This is a genomic window from Kosakonia oryzendophytica, assembly GCF_027886705.1.
Classification (GTDB): Bacteria; Pseudomonadota; Gammaproteobacteria; order Enterobacterales; family Enterobacteriaceae; genus Kosakonia; species Kosakonia oryzendophytica.
The window spans coordinates 1,740,825-1,761,387 of sequence record NZ_CP115659.1 but is presented as its reverse complement, the minus strand read 5'-3'; the positions used below and the strand labels follow the sequence as shown (position 1 = coordinate 1,761,387).

Here is a 20,563-nt window from a genome sequence, read left to right as displayed (position 1 = left end):
CTGGCATGGGGATAAAAACGTGTTTGTAGGTTTTGACTACGGTACCGCGAACTGCTCGGTAGCCGTGATGCGCGATGGCGCACCACAATTATTGACCATGGAAAATAACAGCACGCTGTTGCCGTCCATGTTGTGCGCACCCACGCGCGAAGCCGTCAGCGAATGGCTGTACCGTCATCATCAGGTTCCGGCAACGGGAAGCGAAACCCAGGCGCTGCTGCGCCGGTCAGTCAGCTTTAACCGCGAGGAAGATATTGAGGTTGCCGCCAACAGCGTACAGTTCGGTCTGGCGTCACTACACCAGTACGTGAGCGATCCGGAAGAGGTGTACTTTGTTAAATCACCGAAATCGTTCCTCGGTGCCAGCGGTCTGAAGCCGCAGCAAATTGCCCTGTTCGAAGACCTGGTCTGCGCCATGATGCTGCATATTCGCCAGCAAGCGGAGTCACAGCTACCGCAGGCGATTGATCAGGCGGTGATAGGCCGCCCGATTAACTTCCAGGGCTTGGGGGGAGATGAAGCAAACGCGCAAGCGCAGGGGATCCTCGAACGCGCGGCAAAGCGTGCGGGTTTCCGGGATGTGGTATTTCAGTACGAGCCGGTTGCCGCAGGGCTGGATTTTGAAGCAACGCTGAATACGGAAAAACGCGTGCTGGTGGTGGATATTGGCGGCGGTACCACCGACTGCTCGCTGCTGTTGATGGGACCGCAATGGCGCGAAAAGCAAGAGCGCGCCGCCAGCCTGCTCGGTCACAGTGGTTGCCGCGTCGGCGGTAACGATCTCGACATCGCCCTGGCGTTTAAAAACCTGATGCCATTACTTGGCATGGGCGGGCAAACAGAGAGAGGCATCGCGCTACCGATTCTCCCCTGGTGGAACGCCGTTGCCATCAACGATGTTCCGGCGCAAACCGAGTTCTACAGCGCAGCCAATGGCCGTTTACTTAACGATCTGCTGCGGGATGCCCTCGATACCGACAAAGTCGCCTTATTGCTGAAAGTCTGGCGTCAACGTCTGAGCTATCGTCTGGTACGCAGCGCTGAGGAGAGCAAAATCGCCCTCTCCGAACAGCCGCAAACCCTCGCGCAATTGTCATTTATCCGCGACAACCTGGCAGCGGCAATCAGCCAACAGGGGCTGGAAGCGGCACTCAGCCAACCGTTACAGCGCATTCTGGAGCAGGTGCAGCTGGCGCTGGAGAGCAGTCAGGAGACACCGGAGGTGATTTATCTCACCGGCGGTAGCGCCCGTTCGCCCATTATCAAAAAAGCGCTGGCGGACACCCTGCCGGGTATCCCGATCGCCGGGGGCGACGACTTTGGCTCTGTTACCGCCGGTCTCGCACGCTGGGCGCAAGTCTTGTTCCGTTAATCTTCTGCCGGGTGGCCCGCACCCGGCATTATTTTCTCCGCCATAATCGCCCTATCGCAAATTACCATTCCTGACAAACGTTTCCAGACAGTGTTTCATTTTTCCTCCATTTTTCTGCGGCATACCGTCACTAAACTAGTATTATTCCGGCAACGGCTTTCAGGATGAGATACGCATTACGATGAATGGCAGTGTTACGTTTCGCCGCGCAATTGTCGCGGCCGTGGTCATCGCGGCAATCGGCGCCGCCTGGTATCACTTCAGTCATAAAGACACCTCTTCCACTGCAACCGGGCAAACCGCTTCACGGGGATCGACTACCGGCGGCCCGAGCGGCGGGCGTCACGGTATGCGTGGTGGGGCATTGCCGCCCGTTCAGGCCGCCGTCGCGACGACACAATCCGTGCCGCGTTATCTTACAGGTCTTGGCACCATCACCGCCGTGAACACCGTAACGGTGCGCAGCCGCGTCAGTGGTCAGTTGCTGGCCCTTCACTTTCAGGAAGGTCAGCAGGTGAAAGCGGGCGATCTGCTGGCGGAAATCGACCCGAGTGAATTCAAGGTCGCGCTGGCGCAGGCGCAGGGCCAACTGGCGAAAGATAAAGCCACGCTGGCGAATGCCCGTCGCGATCTCGCCCGTTACCAACAACTGGTGAAAACCAGCCTCGTCTCCCGCCAGGATCTGGATGCGCAGCAAGCGCTGGTTAGCGAGTCCGAAGGAACGGTAAAAGCCGATGAAGCGTCTGTTGCCAGTGCGCAACTTCAGCTCGACTGGAGCCGCATTACCGCGCCCATCTCCGGTCGCGTTGGTTTAAAACAGGTGGATATCGGCAACCAGATCACCAGTAGCGACACCACCGGTATTGTTGTGTTGACGCAAACGCACCCGATAGATCTCGTCTTCACGCTGCCGGAAAGCGATATCGCCACCGTGGTACAGGCGCAAAAAGCCGGACAATCGCTGGCTGTCGAAGCCTGGGATCGCACCAACAAGCAGAAGCTGAGCACCGGCGCGCTACTCAGTCTGGATAACCAGATTGATACCACTACCGGCACCATCAAGCTTAAAGCGCGTTTTAACAATCAGGATGACGCGCTGTTCCCGAATCAATTCGTCAACGCCCGGATGCTGGTCGCCACCGAGCAGAATGCTGTGGTGATCCCTACCGCCGCCCTGCAAATGGGTAATGAAGGTAACTTCGTCTGGGTGCTGAATGACAAAAATCAGGTCAGCAAACACATTGTCACACCGGGTATTCAGGACAGCCAGAAGGTGGTCATTGCCGCCGGGTTATCCGCCGGGGATCGCGTGGTCACTGACGGTATCGACCGCCTGACCGAAGGGGCCAAAGTCGAAGTGGTAGAGGCAAAAAGCGCCCAGGAGATGCCGGCAAAACGTGAACATCCGGCAAAAGGAGCGCAGTCCTGATGCAACTGCTCCCGCCAGGCAGAACAGGCGGCCCTTCCCGCCTGTTTATTATGCGTCCCGTCGCCACCACGCTGCTGATGGTAGCGATCCTGCTTGCCGGTATCATCGGCTATCGCTTTCTGCCGGTTTCCGCCTTACCGGAGGTGGATTACCCCACCATTCAGGTTGTCACCCTCTATCCGGGTGCCAGCCCGGATGTGATGACGTCGGCGGTCACCGCCCCGCTTGAGCGCCAGTTCGGCCAGATGTCCGGCCTGAAACAGATGGCCTCGCAGAGCTCAGGCGGTGCGTCAGTAGTGACGTTGCAATTCCAGTTAACCCTACCGCTGGATGTGGCCGAGCAGGAAGTGCAGGCGGCGATCAATGCCGCCAACAGTCTGCTGCCATCGGACTTACCTAACCCACCGGTGTACAGCAAAGTGAACCCGGCGGATCCGCCAATTATGACGCTGGCGGTCACCTCTTCCGCGATGCCGATGACCCAGGTGGAAGACATGGTGGAAACCCGGGTGGCTCAAAAAATTTCTCAGGTGTCTGGCGTCGGTCTGGTGACGCTGTCAGGCGGTCAGCGCCCGGCTGTACGCGTTAAACTCAATGCACAAGCGGTTGCGGCACTTGGGTTGACCAGCGAAACCATCCGTACCGCTATCAGCAATGCGAACGTCAACTCGGCGAAAGGCAGCCTGGACGGCCCGGCCCGGGCAGTCACGCTTTCCGCCAACGATCAGATGCAGTCGGCGCAAGAGTATCGCCAGTTGATCATTGCCTACCAGAACGGTGCGCCAATCCGCCTGGGTGACATCGCGACCGTTGAACAAGGCGCAGAAAATAGCTGGCTCGGCGCATGGTCCAATAAACAACAGGCGATTGTGATGAACGTCCAGCGTCAGCCGGGTGCCAACATCATTAATACCGCAGATAGCATCCGCACACTGTTGCCACAACTGACCGAAAGCCTGCCGAAATCGGTGACCGTCAAGGTGCTCTCTGACCGCACGACCAACATCCGCGCGTCGGTGAGCGATACGCAGTTTGAACTGATGCTGGCAATTGCGTTGGTGGTGATGATCATCTATCTGTTCCTGCGAAATATTCCCGCCACCATTATTCCCGGTGTCGCCGTTCCGCTGTCGCTGGTCGGCACGTTTGCCGCGATGGTGTTTCTCGATTTCTCCATCAATAACCTGACGCTGATGGCGCTGACCATCGCCACGGGGTTTGTGGTGGACGATGCCATCGTGGTGATTGAGAACATCTCTCGCTATATCGAAAAAGGTGAAAAACCGCTGGCCGCCGCGCTGAAAGGGGCGGGTGAAATCGGCTTTACCATTATCTCCCTCACTTTTTCACTGATTGCGGTGCTGATCCCGTTGCTGTTTATGGGCGATATCGTTGGTCGCCTGTTCCGGGAGTTCGCCGTTACGCTGGCGATAGCAATCCTGATCTCCGCCATCGTCTCTCTGACGCTGACGCCCATGATGTGCGCCCGCATGCTGAGCGCCGAGTCGCTGCGTAAACAGAACCGCTTTTCGCGTGCATCCGAACGTTTTTTTGAGCGCGTGATCGCCGGTTACGGGCGTTTGTTGAACAACGTGCTGAACCACCCGTGGCTGACACTGAGTGTGGCAATCGGTACGTTGCTGCTGTCCGTTATGCTGTGGATAGTAATCCCGAAAGGTTTCTTCCCGGTGCAGGATAACGGCATCATCCAGGGAACCTTACAAGCACCGCAGTCGACCTCCTTTGCCAGCATGGCGGAACGCCAGCGCCAGGTGGCAGATGTTATTTTGCGCGATCCGGCGGTGGAAAGCCTGACCTCGTTTGTTGGCGTCGATGGGACTAACCCTTCATTGAACAGCGCGCGTCTGCAAATCAACCTCAAGCCGCTGGATGAGCGTGACGACCGCGTCCAGCCTGTGATTGAACGGTTGCAACAGGCCGTCGCCCGAGTACCCGGCGTGTCGCTTTACCTGCAACCGATCCAGGATTTGACCATCGACACGCAGGTTAGCCGCACGCAATATCAGTTCACGCTACAGGCAAACTCGCTGGATGCCCTCAGCACCTGGGTACCGCAACTGGTCAGCAAACTGGAGGCGTTGCCGCAGCTATCTGATGTCAGCAGCGACTGGCAGGACAAAGGGTTAGTGGCATATGTGAATGTTGACCGCGACAGCACCAGCCGCCTGGGCATCACCATGTCGGATGTGGACAATGCGCTGTATAACGCGTTTGGTCAGCGTCTTATTTCGACCATTTACACCCAAGCGAATCAGTATCGCGTGGTGCTGGAACACGATACCGCGCAAACCCCCGGTCTGTCGGCACTGGATAACATACGCCTCACCAGTACCGATGGCGGTGTAGTCCCCCTCTTGTCGATTGCAAAAGTCGAGCAGCGCTATGCCCCGCTGAGTATCAACCACCTGGATCAATTCCCCTCCACGACCATCTCCTTTAACGTCGCGGGCGGTTATTCGCTGGGAGATGCGGTGCAGGCGGTGATGGAGAGTGAAAAAACGCTCAACTTCCCTACGTCTATCACCACGCAGTTCCAGGGAAGTACGCTGGCGTTCCAGGCTGCGCTAGGCAGTACTGTCTGGCTGATTGTTGCCGCAGTGGTGGCGATGTATATCGTGCTCGGCGTGCTGTATGAAAGCTTTATTCACCCCATCACCATTCTGTCGACGCTGCCCACGGCAGGCGTGGGCGCATTGCTGGCGCTGCTGATTTCCGGGAGCGAGCTGGATGTGATTGCCATTATCGGCATCATCCTGTTGATCGGTATTGTGAAGAAAAACGCCATCATGATGATCGATTTTGCCCTCGCCGCCGAACGCGAAGAGGGGATGTCGCCGCGTGATGCCATTTTCCAGGCCTGTCTGCTGCGTTTTCGCCCGATTCTGATGACCACACTCGCCGCACTGCTGGGTGCGCTGCCCTTGATGCTGAGCGCGGGTGTGGGCGCAGAGTTGCGCCGCCCGTTAGGCATTGGCATGGTCGGTGGATTGATGGTCAGCCAGGTGCTGACATTGTTCACCACGCCGGTTATCTACCTGCTGTTTGACCGACTGGCATTGTGGACAAAACAGCGTTTCCCCCGGCGTGAGGAGGAAGCGTAAGTGAAGTTTTTCGCCCTCTTCATTTACCGTCCGGTGGCAACGATCCTTATCTCGCTGGCCATCACCCTGTGCGGCATACTTGGCTTCCGGTTGTTGCCGGTCGCCCCGCTGCCGCAGGTGGATTTTCCGGTCATTATGGTCAGCGCATCGCTGCCCGGCGCATCGCCGGAAACCATGGCCTCATCGGTCGCTACCCCGCTGGAACGCTCACTCGGGCGCATTGCCGGGGTGAGCGAAATGACCTCTACCAGTTCGCTGGGCAGTACGCGCATTATTCTGGAGTTTAATTTCGACCGCGATATCAACGGCGCCGCACGCGATGTGCAAGCGGCGATAAATGCAGCGCAAAGTTTGCTGCCAAGCGGTATGCCAAGCCGACCGACCTATCGCAAGGCCAACCCCTCTGCTGCGCCGATTATGATCCTGACGCTGACGTCGGACACCTATTCGCAGGGCGAATTGTACGATTTTGCCTCCACACAGCTGGCGCAAACCATCGCGCAGATTCAGGGGGTCGGTGATGTCGACGTTGGCGGGAGTTCCTTGCCTGCGGTGCGCATCGGGTTGAACCCGCAGGCGCTGTTTAACCAGGGCGTATCGCTGGATTCCGTTCGCACCGCCATCAGCAACGCCAACGTGCGACGACCGCAAGGTGCGGTGGAAGATTCCGCGCAGCGCTGGCAGGTGCAAACCAATGATGCGTTGAAAACCGCCGCCGAATACCGACCATTGATCATTCATTATAAAAACGGCTCAGCCGTGCGTTTAAGCGATGTCGCAACAGTCAAAGACTCGGTGCAGGATGTTCGCAACGCCGGGATGACCAATGCCAAACCGGCAATATTGCTGATGATCCGCAAACTGCCGGAAGCCAATATCATCGACACCGTCGACAGCATTCGCGCCCGTTTACCCGATTTGCAAAAGACCATTCCGGCGGCCATTGATTTACAAATCGCCCAGGATCGATCCCCCACTATCCGCGCTTCGCTGGCGGAAGTAGAGCAGACCTTAGTGATCTCTGTAGCACTGGTGATCCTGGTGGTGTTCCTGTTCCTGCGCTCCGGCAGAGCGACGCTGATCCCGGCGGTGGCCGTGCCGGTTTCGCTGATCGGCACATTTGCCGCCATGTATCTGTGCGGATTTAGCCTCAATAACCTGTCGCTGATGGCGCTGACTATTGCCACCGGTTTTGTGGTGGATGATGCGATTGTGGTGCTGGAGAATATCTCGCGGCACCTTGAAGCGGGAACAAAACCGCTCCAGGCTGCGCTTCAGGGCACCCGGGAGGTGGGCTTTACTGTTCTCTCCATGAGTGTCTCGCTGGTGGCCGTATTCATGCCATTGTTGCTGATGGCCGGTTTACCCGGTCGTCTGTTGCGGGAGTTCGCCGTCACGCTCTCCGTGGCGATCGGCATTTCGCTGGCCATCTCCCTGACATTAACGCCGATGATGTGCGGCTGGCTGCTGAAGAGCCATAAACCCCGCGAGCGTACCCGCGAACGGGGTGTGGGCCGCCTGTTAATTGCGCTGCAACAGCAGTATGCGCGCTCGCTAAAATGGGTGCTTAACCATGCCCGCCTCGTCGGCGTAGTGCTGCTGGCCACCATCGCGCTAAATATCTGGATGTACATCACCATACCCAAAACCTTTTTCCCGGAGCAGGACACCGGCGTGCTGATGGGGGGTATCCAGGCGGACCAGAGCATCTCCTTCCAGGCAATGCGTATTAAGTTGCAGGATTTTATGAAAATCATCCGCGACGACCCGGCCGTGGATAATGTCACCGGCTTTACCGGCGGCTCGCGGGTGAACAGCGGCATGATGTTTATTACGCTGAAACCCCGTGGAGTTCGTCATGAAACCGCCCAGCAGGTGATTGACCGCCTGCGCGGCAAACTGGCAAAAGAACCCGGTGCCAGTCTGTTTCTCGTGGCCGTGCAAGACATTCGCGTTGGCGGTCGGCAGGCGAACGCCAGTTACCAGTACTCGCTGCTGTCAGATGATCTCAGTGCCCTGCGTGAGTGGGAGCCGAAGATCCGTAAAGCCCTTGCCGCCCTGCCGCAACTGGCAGACGTCAACTCCGATCAACAGGATAACGGTGCAGAGATGAACCTGGTTTACGATCGCGCTACCATGTCGCGTCTCGGGATCAGCGTCCAGGAAACCAATAGCCTGCTGAATGACGCATTCGGCCAGCGGCAGATTTCGACTATCTACCAGCCGTTAAACCAGTACAAAGTAGTGATGGAAGTCGATCCACGTTATACCCAGGACATCAGCGCACTGGATAAAATGTATGTGATTAACAGCGAGGGCAAATCGATCCCCCTCTCCTACTTTGCCCACTGGCTTCCGGCCAACGCGCCGCTGTCGGTGAATCATCAGGGGTTGTCAGCCGCGTCGACCATCTCTTTTAACCTGCCGACCGGGTCGTCGTTATCGGAAGCCAGCGATGCGATCAATCGCGCAATGACCCAACTGGGCGTGCCTTCAAGCGTGCGCGGTAGTTTTGCCGGTACCGCGCAAATCTTCCAGCAAACCATGAACTCGCAGGTGATCCTGATTCTGGCAGCGATTGCGACGGTCTATATCGTGCTGGGGATCCTCTACGAAAGCTACGTGCATCCGCTGACCATTCTCTCAACGCTGCCTTCGGCGGGCGTGGGCGCATTGCTGGCGCTGGAGTTGTTTAACGCGCCCTTTAGCCTGATTGCGCTTATCGGCATTATGTTGCTGATCGGGATTGTGAAGAAAAATGCCATTATGATGGTCGACTTCGCCCTTGAAGCGCAGCGTCAGGGTAACGTTAGCGCAGAAGACGCTATCTTCCAGGCCTGTTTGTTGCGTTTTCGCCCCATCATGATGACGACACTGGCGGCGCTGTTTGGCGCGCTGCCGCTGGTTATCTCCGGCGGCGACGGTTCTGAATTGCGTCAGCCTCTTGGTATCACTATCGTGGGCGGTCTGGTGATGAGCCAGTTGCTGACCCTGTACACAACGCCAGTGGTCTACCTGTTCTTCGACCGTCTGCGCATGCGTTTTAGCCGTAAAGAGAGAGAGCCAGTTAGTGAATGAATGAACTACCCAAAAACATCCGCTGGCAACTATGGATCGTCGCCTTTGGCTTTTTTATGCAGTCGCTGGATACCACCATTGTGAACACCGCCCTCCCCTCGATGGCAAAAAGTCTGGGGGAGAGTCCGCTGCATATGCATATGGTGGTGGTGTCCTATGTGCTGACGGTAGCCGTCATGTTGCCGGCCAGTGGCTGGCTGGCGGATCGGGTGGGCGTGCGCAATATCTTTTTTATCGCCATTGTACTGTTTACGACCGGCTCACTGTTTTGCGCACAAGCCTCTACACTGGACCAACTGGTGATGGCCCGCGTGCTGCAAGGGGTTGGCGGCGCGATGATGGTGCCGGTTGGCAGGCTAACGGTGATGAAAATCGTCCCGCGCGATCACTATATGGCGGCGATGACCTTTGTCACGTTGCCGGGGCAGATTGGCCCGCTGGTTGGCCCGGCGCTGGGCGGCATTCTGGTGGAGTATGCCTCCTGGCACTGGATCTTCCTGATTAATCTGCCGGTGGGGATCGTCGGGGCTATCGCCACTCTGAGCCTGATGCCGAACTACACCCTGCAAACCCGCCGCTTTGATATGGTGGGATTTGTGCTGTTAGCCTGCGGCATGGCGACGCTGACGCTGGCGCTCGACGGGCATAAAGGTCTGGGGTTGTCACCGTGGATGTTGGGCCTGCTGGTGGGAGGTGGCGCGGTAGCGCTGATTACCTATCTGCTGCATGCGAAAGGCAACGATGGTGCACTGTTTAACCTGCGGTTGTTCCGCACGCCTTCGTTTTCGCTCGGGTTGTCGGGCAGTTTCGCCGGGCGTGTCGGTAGCGGCATGCTGCCCTTTATGACGCCGGTATTTTTGCAAATCGGCCTCGGTTTTTCGCCTTTTCACGCCGGGTTAATGATGATCCCGATGGTACTGGGCAGCATGGGCATGAAACGCATTGTCGTACAGGTAGTGAACCGGTTCGGTTACCGCCGGGTGCTGGTCTGCTCCACGCTGGGGCTGGCATTGATAAGCTTACTGTTTATGACCACCGCTCTGCTGGGCTGGTACTACATGCTACCGGTGGTGCTGTTCTGCCAGGGGATGATCAATTCCATGCGTTTCTCCTCCATGAATACCCTGACGCTGAAAGATCTGCCGGATGAGCTGGCCAGCAGTGGCAACAGCCTGCTGTCGATGGTAATGCAATTGTCGATGAGTATCGGCGTGACCATTGCCGGGTTGCTGTTGGGCTTATTTGGTTCGCAGCACTTGTCGGCGGACAGTGGCGTGGCACACCACGTTTTCCTTTACACTTACCTCAGTATGGCGGTGGTCATTGCCCTTCCGGCGTTACTCTTTGCCCACGTTCCGGATGATGCCAGCAAGAATGTCGTCATTGCCCGTCGCAAAAGGAGAGAATCATGACAGTCTGGCGGCCGGGTATCACAGCCAAGCTGTTTCTGGCTATTTTAACCACCTGTATTGTGTTGCTCATCACCATGCACTGGGCGGTGCGCATCAGCTTCGAACGCGGCTTTATCGACTATATCAAACGCGGTAACGAGCAGCGTTTGCAGATGCTCAGTGACTCGCTGGCCGAACAATATGCTCAGAATGGCAGTTGGCAGTTTTTGCGTAATAACGATCGGGTCATTTTTCAGATCCTGCGATCGTTCGAAAGAGATAATGAACACGAAGAAGACCGCCCTGGTGGTCCGAGTCGTAACGCTGACAGGCCAGACATGGATCGCGAAATGCCGCCCCCCCCGGACGGTGAGTCGGGACATGAACCGGGCCCCCCGGGTGGACCGCCAGGCATGCCGCCGCACGGCTGGCGCACCAAGTTCTGGGTGGTTGATCAACAATCTCAGGTGCTGGTGGGACCACGTTCACCGGTGCCGGAGGATGGCACTCGTCGGGCCATTGTGGTGAATAACCAACAGGTCGGTTGGGTCATCGCCTCCCCGATTGAACGCCTGACGCGCAATACCGATATTAATTTTGAACGCCAACAACGGCGCACCAGTTGGCTGATTGCCGGGCTTGCCACCTTGCTGGCCGCTATCGCGACTTTCCCGCTGGCCAGAGGCTTGCTGGCGCCGGTCAAACGGCTGGTTGAGGGGACGCATAAGCTGGCTTCCGGGGATTTCACCACCCGGGTCACGCCTGGTAGCCATGACGAATTAGGCCGGCTGGCGCGGGACTTTAACCAGCTCGCCAGTACCCTGGAAAAAAACCAGCAGATGCGTCGCGATTTTATGGCTGACATCTCCCATGAACTGCGGACACCGTTGGCAGTGTTGCGCGGCGAACTGGAAGCGATACAAGACGGCGTGCGCCAATTCACCCCGGAGTCGGTAGCCTCCCTGCAAGCGGAAGTCGGCACGCTCACTAAACTGGTGGACGACCTGCACCAACTTTCCATGTCCGATGAAGGCGCACTGGCGTACCAACGCACGCCGGTGGATGTGATTACGCTGCTGGAGATTGCAGCAGGCGCATTCCGCGAGCGTTTCGCCAACCGCAACCTGACCCTGTCGCTTGAAGCACCGGGGCGCGCCACAGTCTTTGGCGATCCCGATCGCCTGATGCAACTCTTCAATAACCTGCTGGAAAACAGCCTGCGCTATACCGACGGCGGCGGTCGTACACACATTCAGGCTACCATCGACGAGGGCAAACTGGTGATGCGTTTTGCCGACAGCGCCCCTGGAGTGAACGATGAGCAACTTAAGCGCCTGTTTGAGCGCTTCTATCGTACCGAGGGTTCACGCAACCGCGCCAGTGGCGGCTCTGGTCTGGGGCTGGCTATCTGTTTGAATATTGTGGAAGCGCACGGTGGCGCTATCCGTGCCGCGCACTCGCCTTTCGGCGGGGTTAGCATTACAGTTGAACTACCGCTTGAACGCGAAAAATCGAGAGACGTATGACTGAGTTACCCATTGACGAAAACACGCCACGCATTCTGATCGTGGAAGATGAACCCAAGCTTGGGCAGTTGTTGATCGATTACCTGCGGGCCGCAAGTTACGCGCCAGCGCTGGTCAATCACGGCGACCAGGTGCTCCCTTATGTTCGCCAGACGCCACCGGATTTGATCCTGCTCGATTTGATGCTGCCCGGCACAGACGGTCTGACGCTGTGTCGCGAAATTCGCCGTTTCTCCAATGTGCCCATCATTATGGTGACAGCGAAAATCGAAGAGATTGACCGCCTGCTGGGGCTGGAAATTGGCGCGGATGACTATATCTGCAAACCGTACAGCCCGCGTGAAGTGGTGGCCCGGGTGAAGACCATTCTGCGCCGCTGCAAGCCGCAGCGTGAACTGCAAGCAATGGACGACGAAAGCCCGCTGATTGTGGATGAGGGGCGTTTCCAGGCAAGCTGGCACAACAAACTGCTGGATCTGACGCCTGCCGAATTCCGCCTGCTGAAAACCCTCTCCAGCGAACCGGGTAAAGTCTTCTCCCGAGAACAACTGCTTAATCATCTGTATGATGACTACCGCGTGGTGACTGACCGTACTATCGATAGCCATATCAAAAACCTGCGCCGCAAACTGGAAGCGCTGGATGAAGAGCAGTCTTTCATCCGCGCGGTCTATGGTGTGGGGTATCGCTGGGAAGCGGACGCCTGCAAACTGGCGTAACCGCGATTGCGTCGGGCGGCGGAAACCGCCCGGCGTTCGCTTATTTGCGCGCCAGCGCGGTAAGCGCCTCTTTTGCTACGGTTCCCCTTGCGCCCGATTGCCGTTCATCCGTTCTCACGCCACCGCAAACCGGCTGGCCGTGTCGCTTCCCCCGACTTCCCCATCTTTACTGGTAGGGTATTTGACCGCGAACAAACCCCACATCCTCTGTATGATGACAGCCGCGAAAATAGCTGTTTTATCAAGCGTGATAACAACAGGTCAGGCTGCTCATAACGTCGTCAACAAAAGGTAAGGGATGATGAGAAAATATGGTTACGGCGCGCTGGCGCTACTGTTTGCCGCGTTTGGTTGCCAGGCGGAGATCACCGAAGCACAAATAGATGCCGACTGCGCCAAAATTAATGATTACGCCAAACAAGGCAATCAATTCTACCAAGCTAAAAACTACGCCAAAGCGAGGGAGGCGTTCATTCAGCAAACCGCGTGGCTTGAGCAGTGTGAATACGGCGGAAATCAGCCCAATGAAGCACTGATAGCCACTGCTTACAATAACGTGGCGCTGACGTTTATTCGCGAGGGTGAATACCGCAAAGCGCAAGCCTGGCTGCAAATCATGCCGGACGATCAGAAGTCGCAATATAACCTTTCGCGTATTCAGGACAAGCTACTCGCGCTGCCAAAACCGACTTCCGCCGCTGGAGAATATTGGCAATATGCCGGGCGTGGAGAATGGGAAGTACTGACCCTTAAAGCAGAAGGTAATGACCGCTATCAGGCCGACTGGGCGGGTTACTCGTTCGGTCTCATGGGGCTCTATTACGGGCCAAATATCGGTGAATTCTCGGAGAAAGTGACCTTCAAAGAGAATAAAGGCGACATCAACCTGCACGACGATGAAGATATTGCGCACTGCACCATTTCGCTGACGCTGTCGGCAGATAAGCAAACAGTGAATGCAAAAACCGATGCCGATGACTCGATGAATTGTGGTTTTGGTCATAACGTCAGCGCCGACGGTAAATACCTGCGCGTGGATTGACGCGCAGGTTTACTCCCCTCGTCCCCGGCGCTACAATTCCCGCCCTGAAATCAGGGGAACGCCCCCTGCAGCCTCACCCCGGTGAGGCTATCTGACCTGTCATCAGAATGAGACCATCATGTTTAAACCGGAACTCCTTTCCCCGGCGGGAACGCTGAAAAATATGCGTTACGCTTTCGCTTACGGCGCGGATGCCGTTTATGCTGGCCAGCCGCGTTATTCGTTGCGGGTACGCAATAACGAATTCAACCACGAAAACCTGCAAACAGGCATTAACGAAGCCCATGCACTGGGCAAGCAGTTTTACGTGGTGGTGAATATCGCCCCGCACAACGCCAAGCTGAAAACATTCATCCGCGACTTAAAACCGGTGGTGGATATGGGGCCGGATGCGCTGATTATGTCCGATCCGGGGCTTATCATGCTGGTACGAGAACATTTCCCGCAGATGCCGATCCACCTCTCCGTTCAGGCGAACGCCGTGAACTGGGCGACGGTAAAATTCTGGCAGCAGATGGGGCTGACGCGCGTGATCCTCTCCCGCGAACTGTCGCTGGAAGAAATTGAAGAGATCCGCACGCAGGTGCCGGAAATGGAAATCGAAATTTTCGTCCACGGTGCGCTGTGCATGGCCTACTCCGGCCGCTGTCTGCTCTCAGGTTATATCAACAAGCGCGACCCGAACCAGGGCACCTGCACCAATGCCTGCCGTTGGGAATACAACGTGCAGGAAGGCAAAGAAGACGCCATCGGTAATATCGTGCATGTTCACGAGCCGATCCCGGTGCAGAACATTGAACCGACGCTGGGCGTTGGCGCGCCAACTGACAAAGTGTTTATGATTGAGGAAGCGCAACGTCCGGGCGAGTATATGACCGCCTTTGAAGACGAACATGGCACCTACATCATGAACTCCAAAGATCTGCGCGCCATTGCTCATGTGGAGCGCCTGACCAAAATGGGTGTGCACTCGCTGAAAATCGAAGGGCGTACCAAGTCGTTCTACTACTGCGCCCGTACTGCACAGGTCTATCGCAAAGCCATTGACGATGCCGCCGCCGGGAAACCGTTCGACACCTCACTGCTGGAAACGCTGGAAGGCCTGGCGCACCGTGGCTATACCGAAGGTTTTTTACGTCGCCATACCCATGACGACTACCAGAACTACGAATACGGGTACTCCGTCTCCGAGCGCCAGCAGTTTGTCGGCGAATTCACCGGCGAGCGCAAAGGCCATCTCGCCGCAGTTGCGGTGAAAAATAAGTTCTCTGTCGGCGATAGCCTGGAGCTGATGACCCCGCAAGGTAACGTTAACTTCACGCTGGAACAGATGGAAAATGCCAAAGGCGAAGCAATGCCCGTTGCACCTGGCGACGGTTATACCGTCTGGCTACCCGTGCCAGAAGATATGGCGCTGGAATACGCCCTGTTGATGCGCAATTTCGATGGTCAGTCGACGCGAAATCCGCACGCCTGAGCGGTGTCCTGAATAGTTAAGTACGGTTATTTATTGCAGGAGAAGATTCTTAGAATCGGATCACATACCGTTGCGGTTAATATGGGTATCATCCACCTCGCTGAAAAACATAACCCATAAATGCTAGCTGTACCAGGAACCACCTCCTTAGCCTGTGTAATCTCCCTTACGCAGGCTGATTTTTTTTCTCCATTCTTCCGCTTTTTCTCCGCATTGCCGTTTCCTGACATACACTTTGCTGATGTTGTTCAGTCAGGGTGAAAAAGGATGCATGAAATTCCCACAAGCTTATTGATCCTCAACGGTAAAAGCGCTGGTGACGAAACGCTGCGCGAAGCGATAACGCTGCTACGCAATGAAGGTATGGATATTCAGGTGCGGGTGACCTGGGAAAAAGGTGATGCCGGACGCTACGTGAAAGAGGCGCAGCAGCTCGGCGTCTCAACGGTGATCGCGGGTGGTGGCGACGGGACCATTAACGAAGTGGCAACCGCACTGGTGGACTGCGCGGGAGAACATGTTCCGGCGTTGGGCATTTTACCGCTCGGCACCGCCAATGATTTTGCCACCAGCGCCGCCATTCCGGATGCGCTGGACAAAGCGTTACAGTTGGCGATTATCGGCAAAGCCGTGCCGGTGGATATCGCCAGGGTTAACGATAAAACCTGCTTTATCAATATGGCGACCGGTGGCTTTGGCACCCGCATTACCAGCGAAACGCCGGAAAAACTCAAAGCCGCCCTCGGGAGCGTCTCCTATCTGATCCACGGTCTGATGCGTATGGATATGCTGAAAGCGGATCGTTGCGAAATTCGTGGCGACAATTTTCACTGGCAGGGAGATGCGCTGGTCATTGGCATTGGTAATGGCCGTCAGGCGGGGGGCGGGCAGCAGCTTTGCCCGCAGGCGCTGATTAACGATGGGTTATTACAGCTGCGTATTTTTACCGGCGATGAACTCCTGCCCGCGCTGTTCACGACATTAACGCAACCGGATGATAATCCGCATATTATTGACGGAAAATCGGCCTGGTTTGAGGTGAATGCCCCCCATGAACTGACTTTTAATCTGGACGGTGAACCGCTGCGCGGGGAGCATTTCCGCATTGAAGTGCTCCCCGGCGCCTTGCAGTGCCGGTTGCCGCCGGATTGCCCGTTATTGCGCTAGCAGGCATTTTCAGGCCGCAGGGTCAGTACCCTCGGGCATTTATTATTTTTTATCAGTCGTGACTGAGGGTATTGGCTTCGATATACGCAAAATTAATGTCTTCGCCGAGCCCCGGACGCTGCGGCAAATGGACAAAACCCTCTTCGTCCATCGGGTCGATAAGAGAATTGAGATACGCCGCCGGTTGATCGTAATCTAGGAACGGGTGCAGCAAACCGCGTTCATACCAACGGCAATTACGGATCGCGCCTATCACCGCGAGGCTTGCCGCACCATTGCCGTGAACTTCGCAGTCCATGCCGAACGATTCCGCCAGATTTGCCACTTTCAGCGTGGGCGAGATCCCACCGACACCATTGGCCCCGGCGCGCAGGATGTCGCATGCGCCCGCTTTGATCCAATCAGCGCGGCTGTGATGCTTACCGCCCAGGCTTTCCGGTCCGATAATCGGAATCGACAGATTTTCCGCCAGCCAGACATACGACGACATGCTCTCTTCTGCCATCGGCTCTTCGAACCAGGCAAAGTTGAGTTTTTCCAGCTCCTTGCCGATGTACAGCGCGTCGGTACGGCTGTACCAGTGATAACCATCAATCATTAAATCGATATCCGGCCCGACCGCTTCGCGCACCGTGGCGCAGGCTTTCACGTCCATTTTCGGATCAGGCGCGAATTTAACGGGCGGCATCCAGGTGTGCAGTTTGATGGCTTTGTAGCCGCGCGCTACCAGCTTTTCAGCAAATGCCGCGTACGCTTCCGGGGTGGAGAGACCGCCTTCAAGCTCGTCACCGCACATGGTGCTGCCATAGGCCGGCACTTTATCGCGGTAGCCGCCGAGCAGTTTATACACCGGCATATTGAGTTTGCGGCCCATCAAATCCCACAGCGCCTGTTCAACGAACGACAGCGCACGTTCGGTCAATTGATGGGCACTACCGCGCTGCCAGTGCACCAAATCCTGCCAGATGCGTTCGCGGTGAAACGGATCCTGACCCACCATCACTTTGCGGAAAAAGGCATTAAGCACAAAGGGACGCACCACTTCCGGCGGCGCAAACGCATACCCTTTGCTGCCATCGTCTGCGGTAATCGTCAGCATCGCCATTTTCGCCTGGCTTTCCGGCCCCGGATGCGAGTGTCCGGCGCTGTCGGAAACCCGTCGTGTGGGATGCTGAAAAACGGTGACGTTTACAGATTCTATTTTCATTGCATGTCCTTTTTTTTGAAAAGCCGTTTCATAACAGAATATATGCACAAAAATATGTCACATCCTCGGACAATTTCCGCTATGCATTGGCCTTTTTTTGGGCATGCGCATGACACTGCGTGACAGTTTTCACAAAAAGTTTCGCAAACGCGATGAAGAGCGGGAAAGGTGTTTGAATGAATGGAAAGTGAGTTTTACGTTTTTATCCCCTCTCATTGAGAGGGGATAACCGTCATCAGGCAATGGTTACTTTGTCATCCAGGTAGACATCCTGCACGGCGTTAATCAACTTCACGCCGTCCGTCATGCTTTTCTTGAAGGCTTTGCGCCCAAGGATCAGTCCCATACCACCGGCGCGTTTATTAATAACCGCAGTGCGCACGGCATCGCTGAGATCGGTATCGCCTCCCGCTGCGCCACCGGAGTTAATCAGCCCGGCGCGGCCCATATAGCAGTTCGCCAGTTGGTAACGCACCAGGTCAATGGGGTTATCACTGGTCAGCTTGCTGTAGACACGCTCATCGGTGTAACCGAAGTTCACCGCTTTATAGCCGCCATTGTTTTCCGCCATTTTCTGCTTCACGATATCCGCGCCGATGGTCGCGGCAATATGGTTCGCCTGACCGGTTAAGTCCGCGGACACATGGTAATCCACGCCCTCTTTTTTGAACGCGGAGTTGCGCAGGTAAGCCCACAATACGGTGACCATTCCCAACTCATGGGCGCGCTCAAACGCCGCCGAGATCTCTTCAATCTGCCGGCGAGACTCCTGCGAACCAAAATAGATGGTCGCCCCAACCGCCACGGCACCCATGTTGAACGCCTGTTCCACACTGGCGTACAGCGTCTGGTCATATTCCGTGGGATAGCTCAGGGTTTCGTTGTGGTTAAGTTTCACCAGGAAAGGGATACGGTGTGCATAACGACGGGAGACAGAAGCCAGCACGCCGTAGGTGGAGGCGACGCAGTTACAGCCCGCTTCGATCGCCAGCTCAACGATGTTTTTCGGATCGAAATAGAGCGGGTTCGCCGCGAACGAGGCGCCTGCTGAGTGTTCGATCCCCTGGTCTACCGGCAAAATCGACAGATACCCGGTTCCGGCCAGACGCCCATGATTATAAAGCGTCTGCATATTACGCAACACCGCAGGCGGACGGTTGTTGTCCACCATCACGCGATCAACATAATCGTTTCCTGGCAGATAGAGCTGGTCGGCGGGGATGGTCATACAACGGTGTTGCAGAAGGCTGTCGGCGTCTTTGCCAAGTAGCTGCACGATATCAGTCATAGCTATGCTCCCGTAAACTTCGCGCAAGGCGAAATGGATTGTCCTTACCCGACTTTCGCCGGGCAGAGATAATCCTGGCCCTCATACGCGCAATTTTCCACCGACGACGCTTTTTTTCAGCATAATCTGCTGGCACGTTTCGTATGTGCGTTTACCACCACTGATGGAAATGGTGCACCGGCCCGATGCCGTGCCCCACCTCCAGCGAGTCCGCCTGCGCCAGCGCCGCTGTGAGCCAGTTTTTCGCGTCCGCCACGGTCGCGGCCCAGTCGTTATGACGTGGGCGCAGCGCCGCCAGCGCTGCAGAGAGCGTACATCCCGTACCGTGGGTATTCTTCGTTGCCACGCGTGGCGTCGTAAAGCGCTGTGCGCCATCGCGGGTGAAGAGCCAGTCCGGGCTTTCGGCATCATCCAGATGCCCGCCTTTCATCAATACCGCTTCGCAGCCTAAGGCCAGCAACGCTTCCCCCTGTGCACGCATCTCTTTTTCTGTCCGGGCATGCGGGGCATCCAGCAGCGCGGCGGCTTCCGGTAAATTGGGTGTAATAAGTGAAACCTGCGGCAGTAAATGCTGACGCAGCGCCGACACCGCCGATGGCGATAACAACGGGTCACCGCTCTTGGCGAGCATAACGGTGTCCAGCACCACATTGCGCACCCGGTAGCGTTGCAGGCGTTCCGCCACCGCTTCAACGATGTCGGTCTCCGCCAGCATGCCGATTTTGGTGGTATCAATGCGAACATCACTCAACACGGAATCGAGCTGCGCGGCGACAAAATCCGGTTCAATGCGATAGACCGACTGAACCCCGCAAGTGTTTTGCGCTACCAGCGCAGTGATCACCGAGCAGCCATAAGCCCCTAACGCGGAAAAAGTCTTCAGGTCAGCCTGGATCCCGGCACCACCGCTGGGGTCGGTACCGGCAATGGTTAAAGCGTTGATCCGTTTCATTGCAGCCCCTCCCCGTTCAGCGCATACAGCGCATCGAGAAATTCAGCCACAAAACTCCCCGGTCCTGTGCTCTTCGTTACCGCCAGACTGCCCGCTCGCGCCATAAAAGCACAAGCTGCCGCCACATTGACCAGCCGATTGCCTTCCAGTGCACAACTGGCGGCCACCACCGCCGACAAGGCACAGCCGGTGCCGACAACGCGCGTCATCAGCGCATCACCGCCGGTGACCATCAGGGTGCGCTCACCGTCCGTGATGTAATCCACCTCCCCGGTCACGGCCACAATCGCACCGGTTTGCCGTGCAAGCATTTGTGCCGCTGGCAGCGCCGTGCTGGCGGTATCGGTCGTGTCCACGCCGCGCCCACCTGCACTCATTCCGGCCAGTGCAAGGATCTCCGAGGCATTACCGCGAATGGCGGCGGGTTGCAAAGTGAGAAGCTGTTGGCAGAACTGCGTGCGGAACGTCAGCGCACCGACAGCAACGGGGTCCAGTGTCCAGGGCGTGCCCGCCGCTCGCGCGCTGTCAATCGCCGCACGCATCGCATCGGCGCGTTCACGGGTTAACGTCCCGACGTTAATCAATAACGCATCGGCAATGGCGCTGAATTGCTGCGCTTCTTCGGGTTCAATCACCATCGCAGGCGACGCGCCCAGCGCTAACAATACGTTGGCAGTGAAGGTTTGCACAACGTCATTGGTCATGCAGTGTACAAGCGGAGAACGGCGGCGGAATTGCTGTAACGCGTGCGCGGTTTGCGCACGATCAAGCAGGTCAGGTTGCATAAATTCGC

Annotated in this window: 14 protein-coding genes; 10 read left to right on the top strand and 4 right to left on the bottom strand. The window is 56.7% G+C overall.

Going from position 1 to position 20,563, the window contains the following annotated elements:
- Positions 1-19: 19 nt before the first annotated feature.
- The 10 genes from yegD to yegS all read left to right on the top strand — a co-directional run bounded on the left by yegD (position 20) and on the right by yegS (position 16,323).
- Entirely contained in the window at positions 20-1,372 is a 1,353-nt protein-coding gene (gene yegD / locus O9K67_RS08485) for a molecular chaperone (RefSeq protein WP_061494050.1), read from the top strand.
- Positions 1,373-1,553: 181 nt separating this feature from the next.
- The gene (locus tag O9K67_RS08480; protein ID WP_061494049.1) at positions 1,554-2,801 is read left to right on the top strand and encodes an MdtA/MuxA family multidrug efflux RND transporter periplasmic adaptor subunit; all 1,248 of its coding nucleotides are present in this window, start codon (positions 1,554-1,556) and stop codon (positions 2,799-2,801) included.
- Positions 2,801-5,923, top strand: a complete 3,123-nt coding sequence (locus O9K67_RS08475; RefSeq protein ID WP_061494048.1) for an MdtB/MuxB family multidrug efflux RND transporter permease subunit — start codon at positions 2,801-2,803, stop codon at positions 5,921-5,923. The genes O9K67_RS08480 and O9K67_RS08475 overlap by 1 nt, the downstream gene beginning before the upstream one ends.
- Complete coding sequence (mdtC, locus tag O9K67_RS08470; protein ID WP_061494047.1) at positions 5,924-9,001, top strand: multidrug efflux RND transporter permease subunit MdtC; 3,078 nt, start codon at positions 5,924-5,926, stop codon at positions 8,999-9,001.
- The gene (gene mdtD / locus O9K67_RS08465) at positions 8,998-10,413 is read left to right on the top strand and encodes an MFS transporter (RefSeq protein ID WP_061494046.1); all 1,416 of its coding nucleotides are present in this window, start codon (positions 8,998-9,000) and stop codon (positions 10,411-10,413) included. Before mdtC ends, mdtD begins: the two co-directional genes overlap by 4 nt.
- The gene (gene baeS / locus O9K67_RS08460; RefSeq protein WP_061494045.1) at positions 10,410-11,918 is read left to right on the top strand and encodes an envelope stress sensor histidine kinase BaeS; all 1,509 of its coding nucleotides are present in this window, start codon (positions 10,410-10,412) and stop codon (positions 11,916-11,918) included. The genes mdtD and baeS overlap by 4 nt, the downstream gene beginning before the upstream one ends.
- Complete coding sequence (baeR, locus tag O9K67_RS08455; RefSeq protein WP_061494044.1) at positions 11,915-12,637, top strand: envelope stress response regulator BaeR; 723 nt, start codon at positions 11,915-11,917, stop codon at positions 12,635-12,637. Before baeS ends, baeR begins: the two co-directional genes overlap by 4 nt.
- Positions 12,638-12,938: 301 nt before the next feature.
- Positions 12,939-13,679: a hypothetical protein gene (locus O9K67_RS08450; RefSeq protein WP_061494043.1), complete on the top strand. Its 741-nt coding sequence runs from the start codon at positions 12,939-12,941 to the stop codon at positions 13,677-13,679.
- 118 nt (positions 13,680-13,797) lie between these two features.
- Positions 13,798-15,156 (top strand): prephenate-dependent tRNA uridine(34) hydroxylase TrhP, encoded by a 1,359-nt coding sequence (trhP, locus tag O9K67_RS08445; protein ID WP_061494042.1) that lies wholly within the window; start codon positions 13,798-13,800, stop codon positions 15,154-15,156.
- 267 nt (positions 15,157-15,423) lie between these two features.
- Complete coding sequence (yegS, locus tag O9K67_RS08440) at positions 15,424-16,323, top strand: lipid kinase YegS (protein ID WP_061494041.1); 900 nt, start codon at positions 15,424-15,426, stop codon at positions 16,321-16,323.
- A 52-nt stretch (positions 16,324-16,375) separates the two neighbouring features.
- Here yegS and O9K67_RS08435 read toward each other — a convergent pair whose 3' ends face one another.
- The 4 genes from O9K67_RS08435 to thiM form a co-directional block, all read right to left on the bottom strand.
- Positions 16,376-17,530 (bottom strand): mandelate racemase family protein, encoded by a 1,155-nt coding sequence (locus O9K67_RS08435; protein ID WP_061494040.1) that lies wholly within the window; start codon positions 17,528-17,530, stop codon positions 16,376-16,378.
- A 235-nt stretch (positions 17,531-17,765) separates the two neighbouring features.
- Positions 17,766-18,818 carry a class I fructose-bisphosphate aldolase gene (gene fbaB, locus O9K67_RS08430; protein ID WP_061494039.1) on the bottom strand — a complete coding sequence of 351 codons (1,053 nt, stop codon included), beginning with the start codon at positions 18,816-18,818 and terminating at the stop codon, positions 17,766-17,768.
- Between the two features lie 151 nt (positions 18,819-18,969).
- On the bottom strand, positions 18,970-19,770 hold the full coding sequence (gene thiD / locus O9K67_RS08425) for a bifunctional hydroxymethylpyrimidine kinase/phosphomethylpyrimidine kinase (protein WP_061494038.1): 801 nt from the start codon (positions 19,768-19,770) through the stop codon (positions 18,970-18,972).
- A complete protein-coding gene (thiM, locus tag O9K67_RS08420) occupies positions 19,767-20,555 on the bottom strand; it encodes a hydroxyethylthiazole kinase (RefSeq protein ID WP_061494037.1) in 789 nt (262 codons plus the stop codon). Before thiM ends, thiD begins: the two co-directional genes overlap by 4 nt.
- Between the last annotated feature and the right edge of the window lie 8 nt (positions 20,556-20,563).